Origin of the sequence: Rothia nasimurium (assembly GCF_014217215.1) — a bacterium.
GTDB classification, from domain to species: domain Bacteria; phylum Actinomycetota; class Actinomycetes; order Actinomycetales; family Micrococcaceae; genus Rothia; species Rothia avistercoris.
Window position 1 is genome coordinate 2188688 of sequence record NZ_CP056080.1, and the last position, 13051, is coordinate 2201738.

8 protein-coding genes are annotated in these 13051 nt (G+C 61.2%); 7 read left to right on the plus strand and 1 reads right to left on the minus strand.

The window, feature by feature from the left end; all coding sequences use genetic code 11:
* The first annotated feature begins 39 nt into the window (after nt 1-39).
* The 6 genes from HWU94_RS09960 (at nt 40) to HWU94_RS09985 (ending at nt 10458) form a co-directional block, all read left to right on the plus strand.
* Nucleotides 40-2562, plus strand: a complete 2523-nt coding sequence (locus HWU94_RS09960) for an HAD-IC family P-type ATPase (protein WP_185173584.1) — start codon at nt 40-42, stop codon at nt 2560-2562.
* Between the two features lie 249 nt (nt 2563-2811).
* Complete coding sequence (locus HWU94_RS09965; RefSeq protein WP_185173585.1) at nt 2812-4947, plus strand: glucose PTS transporter subunit IIA; 2136 nt, start codon at nt 2812-2814, stop codon at nt 4945-4947.
* Between the two features lie 123 nt (nt 4948-5070).
* Nucleotides 5071-5550 carry a GNAT family N-acetyltransferase gene (locus tag HWU94_RS09970; RefSeq protein WP_185173586.1) on the plus strand — a complete coding sequence of 160 codons (480 nt, stop codon included), beginning with the start codon at nt 5071-5073 and terminating at the stop codon, nt 5548-5550.
* A 253-nt stretch (nt 5551-5803) separates the two neighbouring features.
* Complete coding sequence (locus tag HWU94_RS09975) at nt 5804-7564, plus strand: ABC transporter family substrate-binding protein (protein ID WP_185173587.1); 1761 nt, start codon at nt 5804-5806, stop codon at nt 7562-7564.
* Nucleotides 7565-7714: 150 nt separating this feature from the next.
* Nucleotides 7715-9247, plus strand: coding sequence for an ABC transporter permease (locus HWU94_RS09980; RefSeq protein ID WP_185173588.1), 1533 nt, complete (start codon nt 7715-7717; stop codon nt 9245-9247).
* The gene (locus HWU94_RS09985) at nt 9247-10458 is read left to right on the plus strand and encodes an ABC transporter permease (protein WP_185173589.1); all 1212 of its coding nucleotides are present in this window, start codon (nt 9247-9249) and stop codon (nt 10456-10458) included. Before HWU94_RS09980 ends, HWU94_RS09985 begins: the two co-directional genes overlap by 1 nt.
* 91 nt (nt 10459-10549) lie before the next feature.
* On the opposite strand, the gene HWU94_RS09990 is transcribed toward HWU94_RS09985, so the two are convergent.
* Entirely contained in the window at nt 10550-11128 is a 579-nt protein-coding gene (locus HWU94_RS09990; protein ID WP_221625841.1) for a hypothetical protein, read from the minus strand.
* Between the two features lie 119 nt (nt 11129-11247).
* Here HWU94_RS09990 and HWU94_RS09995 point away from each other — a divergent pair, with 119 nt between their 5' ends.
* The gene (locus HWU94_RS09995) at nt 11248-12999 is read left to right on the plus strand and encodes an ABC transporter ATP-binding protein (RefSeq protein ID WP_244955962.1); all 1752 of its coding nucleotides are present in this window, start codon (nt 11248-11250) and stop codon (nt 12997-12999) included.
* Nucleotides 13000-13051 lie beyond the last annotated feature (52 nt).

Here is a 13051-nt window from a genome sequence, read left to right on the forward strand (position 1 = left end):
GGTTACTACCCTGACCAGCCCGACGCCCAAGGAGCCCCTATGCCTCACACCGCGCCTGCCCACCGCGTGAATGTGAGTACCCCTCCAGACAGCGTCCTTGAGGCCGGTGGGCTCACCAGCGAGCAGGTCGCTGAGCGTATCTCTGCAGGGTTAGTGAATACGCAGAATAATGCGACCTCCCGCTCTACCGCGACCATTATCCGTACCCACCTGTTCACCATGTTTAACCTGGTGCTGGGGCTCTGCGGGCTAGCGGTGATCCTGGTGGGTTCCTGGCTCGATACCCTTTTCCTTTTGGCTGCTATTGCCAACGTGGTCATCGGCTTCACCCAGGAGTTCTCGGCTAAGCGTCAGCTGGACCGCATTGCCCTGCTGCGCCGCGACCCCGCCACCGCCCTGCGCGATGGCAAGCTGGTGCCGGTTGCCCTCGATGAGCTGGTTCTTGACGACGTTGTACTGCTCAAGCGCGGGGACCAGGTTCCTGCCGACGCCGTGGTGCTCACCAGTGATGGCCTGGACCTTGATGAATCCCTGCTCACCGGCGAAAACGACCCCGTCGGCAAGGTACCGGGGGACGGCGTCCTGTCGGCTTCATCCGTGATTGGTGGGTCGGGCAAGGTACGGCTGACGGCGGTGGGGGCTACCTCCCGCGCCGCGAAAATTACGGCCGAAGCCCGCCAGTTCACCACCATCCATTCGGAGCTCCGGGCGGGTATGGAACGGGTGGTCACCTGGATTACCTGGGCTCTAGTTCCCATTATCGCAATTGTGCTGAACGGGCAGATGCAGGCCGCTGGCGGCTGGCAGCTGGCCCTTGATTCCGGTGCCTGGCGTGATGCCCTGATTACCTCTGTCTCGTCAGTGGCCTCCATGATTCCCCAGGGTCTGGCCCTGATGACCACGATTTCCTTTGCCGTAGCATCGGTTAAGCTGGCCCGCACCGAGGTGCTGATTCAGGAGCAGCCCGCCGTTGAGGTACTGGCCCGCGTTGATACCGTCTGCTTCGATAAAACCGGCACCCTCACCGAGGGCGGGGTGCGCTTTGATTCGGTTCGCTCCCTGACCGGGCAGGTGCTCTGGGCAGAGACCGGGCATCAGGACGCCGCCACCGATTCCCGGGTTAAGGACGGCTGGGCTGCCGCCCTGGGCTGGCTGGGAGCCGACCAGAACGCCAACCCCACCGCGGCTGCCCTGAAGGAGCCCTTTGCTGAGGCAGCGGACGCCGCAGCCCCTGCCGGTGCTAGCGCTACGGCTGCCACCGGCGTCCTGCCCTTCTCATCTGCTCTGCGCTTTAGCGGCGTTGAGTTCACGGGCACCGGTGCCTGGCTACTCGGTGCCCCCGAGGCGCTTTTGCCCGAGGGCTCTGCTGCCCGCGACCTGGCCGGTGAGCTGGCCGAGAGCGGGCTGCGTGTGCTGGTGCTGGCCCACGCCCCCGCCTTTCTGCGCGAGCCTTCCGGCAAGGTAGCCGCTCGGGTTCCTGCCGGTCTTGAGCCCCAGGTGCTCGTGATTTTCCGTGAGCAGGTACGCTCCGAGGCTCCCGAAACCCTGGCCTACTTCAGAACCCAGGGTATCGACCTGAAGGTCTTCTCTGGCGATAACCCCCGCACGGTAGCGGCCGCAGCGGCATCCGCCGGTATGGACGTCTCAGCCGGTGCGGTCGACGCCTCAACCCTGCCCGAATCTGGCCCTGAGCTGGTAGAAGCTGCCCGAACCCACGCCGTCTTTGGCCGGGTCTCCCCCGAACAGAAGAAGAACATGGTGCTGGGTCTGCGCGAGGCCGGGCACGTAGTAGCGATGACCGGTGACGGCATCAACGACGCCCTGGCCCTCAAACACGCCGACCTGGGTATCGCCATGGGCAACGCAGCACCCGCCACCAAGGCGGTATCGCGCCTGGTGCTTCTCGACGGACGTTTTGACCGTCTACCCGGTGTGCTCGCCGAGGGGCGGAAGATTATCGCCAATATCGAGCGGGTCACCAACCTCTTCCTCACCAAGACCGCCTTCGCTATCCTGCTGGGTCTCACCCTGGGTGTGCTCTGCTGGCAGTTCCCCTTCCTACCGCGTCAGTACTCCACCGCCGACCTGCTCATTGTGGGGGGTCCTGCCTTCTTCCTGACCATGCTGCCCAACACCCGCCGCTACGTCAGCGGCTTCTTGGGCAGGGCCCTGCACTATGCCCTACCGGCAGCCGTCATCATCACAGCGGTACTGGTCTTCGTCAACGGCTACGGGCGCGCTCTCGCCGGTGTAGCTACAGCGGAGATTCAGACCGCCACCTTCATCGCCCTTGTACTCATGGGTATCTACAACATCACCACCGTAGTGCGGCCCGTGCGCGGCGGCCGCCTGGCTATCGTGGCGGCCATGTACGCCGGGCTGGCCCTGGTTCTGCTACTTCCACCCTCGCTCTGGTACCACCAGTTCACCATTCCCACCGGGGCATACTTACTAGCCACTCTAGGATCAGCCGCCCTGGGCTGCCTGGCTATCGAAATCAACCTGCGCCTGCACACCGCCTGGTTGCGAGCTAAACACCCCCAGGTACTTGCACAGGGCTAACCTCAGGGAGTACGCTTGAGCACGAACGGGGTTAACACCCCACACTCTATGTAGTCAATCATCAGGATTGTTACTGGTTTAGCAGGCAAGACCTGAGTTGCTATCAGCTCATAGGGCACCGGTGCACCCACACCACTTTTATGAGCACCCGTCTACCCGTATCAGGGCACACGGTTCGATAGGCAACTCGGGTCTTTTTCGTCTTAAACAACCGGCTAGCAGTCCGCACACACCAGTAAGGTTCCACTCGTGAATAACTCACAGATGGGCGAAAAGATTCTCGAAGGCCTGGGTGGCCCCGAGAACATCTCGCACTTTACCCACTGCGCCACCCGCCTGCGCGTGACTCCCAAGTCCAACAGCGCCGTAGACCGCACCAAGATTGAGAACATCCCCGGCGTGCTCTCCATCATCGAGCAGTCCGGCCAGACCCAGGTCGTCCTCGGCGACAAGGTCGAATCGGTCTACAACGAAATGCTCAAGCTGCCCGGCATGGGCTCCGTCGGCGAGAACGCCTCCAAGGGTGCAGTAGCCACCGACGAGAAGAAGGCCGGCGTACTCACCCGCGTCTTCGACGTGCTCTCAGATTCCTTCCGCCCCATCCTCTGGGCGCTGCTGGGCACCTCCATGATTCTGACCCTGATCGTCTTCCTGCAGCAGCTGGGCTACTTCGGTCAGTACACCGACCTCACCGGTCAGGTCGTTAACATCGACATCGTCAACGGCCCCCGTCTGGCCGACGCCGATGCAGCAGCCGCCATGCTCAACGAGTGGCGCGCCGCCTTCCCCTTCTGGTTCATCATGCTGGCAGCCTCCCTGTCAGTCCTGCAGTTCATGCCCATCATGATCGGCGCAACCGCCGCCAAGCGCCTGGGCGCCAACATGTGGGTCGGCGCGGCTATCCCCGCGGCCCTCATGACCGGCACCTTCCAGGGCTTTGCCGACATCGCGGTAGACGGCGTCGTCCGCGTCCCCTTCCTGGGTCTTGACCTGCCCCTGTACGTCATGAACTACACCGGCCAGATCTTCCCGCCCCTCTTCGCAGCAGCCCTGCTGGCTCCCCTGGAGCGCTTCCTGAAGAAGGTCATCCCCACCATGCTGCACATGGTCTTCGTGCCCATGCTCTCCGTCATGATCCTGGTGCCCCTGACCGCCTTCCTCATCGGCCCCATCGGCATCAAGTTCGCTCTGGCTATCTCTGACTTCATCGGCGGCGTCAACGAAATCGCCCCCTGGCTGGTCGGCGGCCTCATCGCCGGTCTCTACCTCTTCATGGTTCCCCTGGGTCTGCACTGGCCCCTGAACGCCGTCATGATTAACAACCTGCAGACCGACGGTGTGGACTTCATCCAGTCCCCCATGGGCGCCTACAACTTCGCTGTCTTCGGCGTTGTCACCGGTGTTGCTATTGTGGCTCGCCGCAACAAGGAACTGCGCCAGACCGCTGTCGGTGCGGCTGCATCGGGTCTACTCGGTGGTATCTCCGAGCCCTCCCTCTACGGCATCGTCCTACGCTACAAGCGTGTCTTCCCCCTGATCCTGGTCCCCGCCATCATCGGTGGCGCTACCATCTCAGCCCTGGGTGTTAAGTCCTACGCTTTCGCCTTCACCTCCCTGCTATCTATCCCCGCTATGCAGCCCTCACTCCTCTACATGATCGGTCTGGCCATCGCCTTCTTCGGCGCTATGGCAGGTGTACTGATCTTCGGCTACGAGTCCAAGGATCAGAAGGCTGAAGCTGCCGCCAAGGCCGCAGCCGTTGCAGAAACCAGCATTGGTGAGTCAGCCGCTGAGGCAACCACCCCCGGCGCAGCCGAAAAGCGCACCGACGCTGTCGCAGCCACCGCCGCTGCCGCTCCCGTTGCCATTGCAGAGAAGCAGGCTGCAACCCCCTGGGCCGCTGAAGAGGCAGCAGCACCCGCAGCAGGCACCGTCCTGACCATGGCATCCCCCCTCGAAGGCCAGGCAGTTCCCCTGTCTGAGACCCCCGACCCCATCTTTGCCGCCGAAAAGCTCGGCAAGGGTGCAGCCATCGTCCCCACCGGCAACACCGTGGTAGCCCCCGCCGCTGGTAAGGTCTCCGTCACCATGCCCTCCGGCCACGCCGTAGGCCTGAAGCTCGACAACGGTATAGAACTGCTCATTCACGTAGGTATCGACACCGTCAACCTAAACGGTGAAGGCTTCGACGTGAAGGTTGAAAAGGGCCAGCGCGTCAATCCCGGCGATATCCTGCTGACCTTCGACCCCGAGATCATCAAGAACGCCGGCTACTCCCTGGTCACCCCCGTTCTGGTCACCAACACCAACCGCTTCGCTGAGGTTGAGGGCGCGACCGGCGCCGTCCAGCCCGGCTCTGAGCTGCTGAAGGTTACCACCAAGTAACCCTGCCGCAGCCTAGGCCTGCCGCCCCGTACCGTCCTTCCGGACGGTACGGGGCGGCTTTTTACATTTTGTGCGGTTACCGGTGGGTAATAAGCGCAGTTCAAGGGGTTTTAGAATGACTGTATGTTTACCGTGAAGCCCTTTTATGACCTGACTCTTGATGAACTCAACGAGATTTACCTACTGCGCGGGCTGGTCTTTGTGGTGGGCCAGAAGATTACCGAAGAGAACGAAATCGACCGGGCCGACCGGCAGGCCCTGCACTTCTTCCACGCCAATGAGCGCGGCGAGGTCCTGGCCTATCTGCGGCTCTTTGATTTGGCAACATTCTCGGACGAGTCCCACCCGGCTGACCCCGGCGCCTGGACGCTGGGGCGGGTGGCAGTACACCCGGACGCCCGCGGCACCGGACTAGGCCGCCGCCTACTCGATGAGGCGCTGACCTGGATTGAAGAAAACACCGAGGCAGAACGCATCTCTATTAGCGCCCAGGCCTACCTAGCAGAGAGGTACTACGGGGCATCGGGCTTTGAGATTGTGGGAGATCCCTACCTCGACGCTGGAATCGAACACGTGCATATGGTGCGTGCTATCCAGCGCTAGCAAAAGAACAAAAGCTGTGCCACTCGATGAGCTAAAAAGACGCCGTAACGTACTTTTTACATTTTTTTGAAGAGTTTTACATCCAAAAAGGGGGTTTTTGTGGCGCAGCCCTATAAAAGTGACCTAGTATGTACATTACACATCGTGTGATTCACCACATCCGAGCGTTGGGGAGGCTATAGGTTACCCCGTATGCGCGGGTGACTAACCGAGTCACACCAGCACATTTCCCCTTTTCAGCAAGGAGACACCAATGCGCAAGACCCGCATTTCCTCAGCTCTCAGCCTCTCAGCTGTAGCTGCCCTGGCTCTCTCAGCCTGCGCCAGCTCCGACACCGGCGCTTCCAGCAGCTCAGGCTCTGACTCAGCTGCATCAGCAGACAAGTCAGTTTCAATTGCTATCACCAACGTTTTCTCCTCACTGAACGTAGGTACCGCTGAAGGTAACTCAGATACCAACGGCATCATCGCTCAGATGACCAACCGTGGTTTCTACACCATCACCAACACCTTCGACATCCGCCACAACGAGTGGTTCGGCACCTACTCCATGACTGAAGAGGGCGATGGCATCAAGGTTGACTACAAGGTCAACGACGACCAGAAGTGGTCAGATGGCAACGACATCGACAAGGGCGACCTGCTCCTGGCATGGGCTGCCCAGTCCGGTCACTTCGATGCCGAGGAAGAAGACGGCGTTAAGTACTTCTCCTTCGCTGGCGAGACCGCAGGCCTCGGCGGCGCAGAGGTTCCCGTTGTCAGCGAGGACGGCCGCTCCATCTCCTTCACCTACCCCCAGGCTTTTGCTGACTGGGAAATCGCCTACGATATCGACAAGCCCGCCCACGTTGTTGCTGAGCTGGCCGGTATGACCGAAGACGAGCTCATCGAAGCTATCGAGACCGCAACCCCCGGTGAAGAAAACGAGCAGCTGCGCAAGATTGCAGATGCCTGGAACACCGGCTACAACACCACCACCATGCCTGCCAACGAGGCTCTCACCGTCGGTAACGGCCCCTACCTGGTCACCGCCGTTGAAGAGAACCAGTCAGTCACCCTGACCGCCAACCCCAACTACCAGGGTGACAAGAAGCCCGCCATCGGCGAAGTTGTGCTCAAGGTTCAGGGCGATGTTGCCACCCAGATTCAGGCCCTGCAGAACGGCGAAGTCAACGCCGTTGCTCCCCAGGCCTCCATCGACACCGTCTCCCAGCTTGAAGCGCTGAGCGGCGTTGTCACCGAAACCCAGCCCGACCAGTCTTACGACCACCTCGACCTGAACGTCAAGGAAGGCTCCCCCTTCGCTGACGAGAACGTCCGCAAGGCCTTCCTGCTGACAGTTCCCCGCCAGGACATCGTCGACAAGCTGATCAAGCCCATGGACGCCAACGCTGAGGTTCTGAACTCCCAGCTCTACGTAGCCTCCGACGCTGAGAACTACGCCAAGACCGTTGAGTCCAACAACTCCTCTGAGTACCCCTCAGACGACATGGACGCCAACATCGAAAAGGCTAAGGAACTGCTGGGCGGCCAGACCCCCACCATCCGCATCCTCTACAACAACAAGAACCCCAACCGCATCAACTCCTTCCAGATGATCAAGGAATCCGCTGAGAAGGCAGGCTTCGTGGTTGTTGACGCCGGTAGCGAGCAGTGGTCATCACTGCTGGCCGGTGGCGACTACGAGGCATCGATCTTCGGCTGGGTTTCCTCAGGTGTAGGTAACTCCTCACTGGGCCAGATCTTCAAGACCGGTTCATCCTCCAACTTCACCGGCTACTCCAACCCCACCGTTGACGCAGCAGCCGATGAAATCATGACCACCACCGACACCGCCCGCATCGAAGAGCTGAAGATGCAGGCAGACGGCGAACTGTTCAAGGACGGCTACGGCCTGCCCCTCTTCCAGTCCATCGCTGTTACTTCGGTTTCAGACACCATCACCGGTGTACAGCCCAAGCCCGGTCAGCAGCCCCTGACCTGGAACATCGAAGAGTGGGACATCTCAGAGTAAGTACAGATACGCTCTAGTCACGCTACAGATGGCAACTAACAATCTGTAACTGCCCTACGGCGCGGACGCTCACGAGCGTCCGCGCCTCTGGCTGTTTTGAGAGCACCCTCCTATTCCCAGGGTGCACTCCCCTACCCATCAGGATTCATCATGCTCATGTACTCCGTGAGGCGCCTGATCACCGCAGTTTTCATCCTCTTCGGTGCATCATTCCTCATCTACAACCTCGTAGCTATCGCGGGCGACCCCCTCGAAGAACTACGTACCTCGACCTCCCCTAACAAAGAAGCGCTCATTGCCCAGCGTATTGACGCCCTTGACCTCGATATCCCCGCTCCCCTGCGCTACTTCAAGTGGCTCGGTGGGGTGCTCGGTTGCTTCGCGGGTAAGTGCGACTTTGGCCAGAACCTCGCAGGCACCCCTGTCACGCAGCTTCTGTCGAACGCTGTCTACCAGACCCTTATCCTGGTCGTAGCAGCAACCGTCCTTTCCATCCTGATCGGTGTTAGCCTGGGTATCATCTCAGCCCTGCGCCAGTACTCCGGCCTGGACTACACCATCACCTTCGCCAGCTTCCTCTTCTTCTCTCTGCCTTCCTTCTGGATCGCGGTTCTGCTCAAGGAATTCGTCGCTATCGGCTTCAACGATTTCCTTCGCAACCCGGTGGTCACGATACCCACGACCTTACTCATATCAGTGGTGGCAGGCCTCTTCTGGTACTCCGCCTCGTTCGGCAAGCAGAAGACCCGCTACCTGATGGGCCTGCTGGGCTTCGTCATCACTGCGGGCGCTATCATCTTCGTTTCCACCACCAAGTGGTTCCTTACCCCCTTCCTGGGTATCCCCTTCATGCTTCCCCTGGGTCTGGGCGCAGCCATCATCTTCACTATCCTGGTCTCCGGCCTGCGTAACCGCCGCGCCCTGGGTGCAGGTCTGACCATGGTCGTTGTGGGTCTGGCAGCCTACTTCCCTCTGCAGGATCTGCTCGACCTGGCGACCTTCCTCATGGTCATCCTTATTACCCTTGCCTTCATGGCTCTGGGCTGGGTTGTCGGTCTCGGCTGGGGCGGCTACGACAAGGGCCAGGGTGCCCGCGTCGGTATGCTCACCGGCCTGGTCATGGCCCTGCTGATTATCGCCGACCGCTTCATGCAGGCCTGGCCCGCCTACATCAGCAACAGCCGCATCAAGGGCCGTCCTATCCCCACCGCTAACGCTTCTACCCCCAACCTGCAGGGTGACTTCTGGATTTTGAACACAGATACCCTCACCCACATCCTGCTGCCCACCATTGCCCTCACCCTGATTTCGCTGGCGTCCTACTCACGCTACTCACGTGCGTCCATGCTCGAAATCATGAACCAGGACTACATCCGCACCGCCCGCGCCAAGGGCGTCTCAGAACGCTCCGTCGTCATGAAGCACGCCTTCCGCAACGCCCTGATTCCCCTGGCCACCATCATCGCCATGGACATCGGCGGTATCATCGGCGGCGCAGCGATCACCGAACGTATCTTCGCCTTCAAGGGCATGGGTACCCTCTTCCTCGACTCGCTGGCTCAAACCGACCCCAACCCCGTCATGGGCGTCTTCCTGCTTACCGGCATCCTGGCGCTCGTCTTCAACCTTGTGGCTGACCTCCTCTACTCAGCCCTCGACCCGCGCGTGAGGGTGAAAGCATAATGAGCACCAACGACAAGAACCTCAGCTCAGGGCCCACCAAGGAGCCCACCACCGAAACCACCGCCCTGCGCTCCGTCGAAACCAACGTCGACATCCGCGCCCAGGAGTCCGTGGGTAAGACCCAGGGCCAGATTGTGCGCAAGCGCTTCCGCCAGAACACCGGTGCGGTTATCTCGCTGGCTGTCCTCATCGCGGTGCTCCTGCTGGCCCTCACCTCCATCGGCGTGGGCCCCATCCCCGGCTGGTGGAAGTACAACTACACCGAGATGAACCCCATCGTGAACGGTGCAGCCCCCAACGCCCAGCACTGGTTCGGCCAGGACGCCACCGGTCGCGACCTCTTCGCCATGACCATGCGCGGCGTGCAGAACACCTTCCTGGTGGTCATCCTGATTACCAGCATCGCCGGTTTCCTCGGTGTGCTCTTCGGTGGTCTGGCAGGCTACTACCGCGGCTGGATTGAAGCCGTCATCATGCGCTTTACCGACATGGTCATCATCATCCCCCTGATGCTGCTGACCGCCGTGCTCGGTAAGCTGGCCGGCAGCTACTTCCACGGCATCTGGAACACCATCATGTTCGGTGTGGTCGTGGGTCTGCTCTTCTGGTCGTCCCTGGCCCGTCTGGTCCGCGCAGAGTTCCTCTCCCTACGCGAACGCGAATTCGTGGACGCCGCCCGCCTGGCAGGTGCCTCGGACCTGCGCATCATCTTCAAGCACATCCTGCCCAACGCCATCGGCGTGGTCACCGTGAACGTGTCACTGATGATGAGCTCCGCTATTCTGACCGAGACCGCGCTCTCCTACCTGGGCTTCGGTATCAAGGCCCCCGACTGGTCACTGGGTTCACTGATTTCAGCGAACCAGTCAGCCTTCTCTACCCGTCCCTGGCTCTTCTGGTTCCCCGGCCTCTTCATTCTGGTGATCTCACTGGCCGTCAACTTCGTCGGCGACGGCCTGCGTGACGCCTTTGACCCCCGCCAGAAGAAGTTCAACCCCAAGAAGGCAACCAAGCGTACCGCCCACTCAGCCGAAAACGGCGTGGGTATCGACGGTTCTGTAGCCGCCCCCGCGGCGGCTCCTGCCGCAGCAGGCACCGCCACGGTACACACCTCCCTTGCCTCAGAGGTAGAGACCCCCGCCAGCAGCCGAACCTCAGACTCCCTTGACCAGGATCTAGACGGCCCGGCTGGCTCACCCCAGAACAAGTAGCTCTCATCGCACGAGGCGGTGAGCGCACCAGCACTCACCGCCTCGTTGATAACCGAATAGAGAAGGCAGAACCTCCCGGCCTACCGAAAGCTTAGAAGACTAAGCCAGCCACAGCGGCCAGAAGCAAAAGGACGAAGACCACCAGCCCGCGGGCGTCCACCCGCGACTGCTGAAGGGGCTCAACCGACTCCAGGGCGTTATCCTCCACCAGCTCCTGCCAGTAGCCGCGCAGCACCAGGGCAACCGACCCCGCCGCCGAATTTGGCAGGTCCGAGGTACGCACTGACCGCTCCGCCCCGTAAGTGATCGTGGGTAGACGCTCAAGATCCTGACGATGGGCAGAAAGGGACGCCGCCATCCCGCTTGACGGCACACCAAAGGCCTGAAAACGCTTGGTGGGAGTCACCAGGGTCAGATGGTACTTGGTTGAAATATCAATCAGGGCAGCATAGTTGACCCGGTGGGTCACAAAGGGGTTATAGATGGTGACGTCGTCGGCACCAGCAACCAGGCGGGATCGGCCCAGCACATACCAGACCGTGTAGGCCATCCACAGCACGCCCCAGCCACCGGTCAGCAGGGCCGCAAGGCCCCCGCTAACAGCTAAGGCCACTAGCACGCTCGCTGCAACCAGCACAGCGCACCAGGTATAAAAAGGGGCGGTCTTCACGCGAAAGGTAACCGGAGAGTTCTGCAAATACTGAGACTTCATAGTCTCTCGATTCTCTCAGATGAGACAGCTCCACCACACCAATCTTCTACAGAAACAACCAAGAGTTGGGAAAACCAGTGAATACACCAACCACTCAGCCAACCGGCGCCCAGCCGGTCCTCGAAGTCCGCGACCTCAGCGTTGACTTCGGCGTCGAACGTACCTGGGTTCCCGCCGCCATGAACCTCAACTACGAGGTACATGCCGGTGAGGTCCTCGCCATTGTGGGTGAATCCGGCTCAGGTAAGTCCGTTTCGTCCATGGGTATGATTGGGCTGCTGCCCAAGAACGCCCGCGTCACCGGCTCCGTCAAACTTAACGGCCGCGAGCTCGTTGGCCTCAGCAACACCGAGCTGCTCAGCGTGCGCGGTGAAGAAGTCGCCGTGATCTTCCAGGAGCCCATGACCGCCATGAACCCGGTCATGACTGTGGGCGACCAGATTGTTGAGACCCTGCGCCTGCACAAGAACGTCTCGCCGGCAGAGGCTAAAGAAGAAGCCATCAAGATGCTTGAGATGGTCGAAATGCCCGACCCTGTCAAGGCCTTCAACTCCTACCCCCACCAGATGTCCGGTGGCCAGCGTCAGCGCGCCATGATCGCCCAGTCGCTCTCCACCAACCCCAAGCTGCTCATTGCAGATGAGCCCACCACGGCACTCGACGTGACCGTGCAGGCCGAAATTCTTGAGCTCATGCGCAACCTGCAGAAGAAGCTCAACTCAGCCATCATCCTGATCACCCACGACATGGGTGTGGTCGCCGACCTGGCCGATCGTGTTGCCGTCATGCGCCGCGGGCAGATCGTTGAAACCGGCGAAATTCACGAGGTCTTCAACAATCCCCAGCACGAGTACACCCAGGCCCTGCTCGGTGCTGTGCTCCACCTGGGTGGCGACGAAATCGACGTGAACGCCGCCATCGACGACGCTGCCGAAAACCAGCGTCCTGCCACCGCTCTGCTAGAGCAGGTAGCCCCCCAGCGCACCGGCGAGGTCATCCTCTCCCTCAAGGACGTCGCCCTCGAGTACCCCAAGCAGGGGCGGGTTGGCCCCTTCCGCGCCGTCACCGGCGCTAACCTCGAAATCCGTGCCGGTGAGGTACTGGGTCTTGTGGGTGAATCGGGCTCCGGTAAGTCCACCATCGGCCGCGCAACCGTCGGCTTCCTGCAGGTCGCCGAAGGTGAGCTGAACGTCTGCGGCGTCGACATGCGCAAGCCCAGCCGTAAGGACCTGGCCGAGGTACGCAAGCACGTGGGTATGGTCTTCCAGGACCCCTCGTCCTCCCTCAACCCCCGCCTGCCTATCGGCGAATCCATCGGTGAGCCCATGATGCTGGCCGGTGTCGCCAAGGGCGCAGAGCTGCAGAAGCGCATCGAGGAGCTCCTCGACCGGGTAGAGCTCCCCCGCTCCTACCGCAACCGCTACCCGCACGAGCTCTCCGGCGGTCAGAAGCAGCGCGTCGGCATCGCCCGCGCCCTCTCCCTCAAGCCCAAGCTGCTTATCGCAGACGAACCCACCTCAGCACTCGACGTTTCGGTTCAGGCCCGTGTGCTGGAACTCTTCCGCGAGCTCCAGGAAGAAATGGGCTTCGCCTGCCTCTTCGTCACCCACGACCTGGCAGTCATTGACGCCCTGGCTGACCGTATCGCGGTGATGCGCCGCGGCGAAATCGTAGAGCAGGGGCCGCGCGAGCAGATTCTGCGTCACCCCCGCGAGGTCTACACCCAGCGCCTGCTGGCCGCTGTGCCGCTGCCCGACCCGGACGCCCAGGCTGAGCGCCGCGAACTGCGCGCCAAGCTGCTGGACGAGACCGGCCACGTCGTCAGCTAAAGGCAACTAAAAGGAGCTCCACCAGATTTTGGTGGAGCTCCTTTTGTGTACC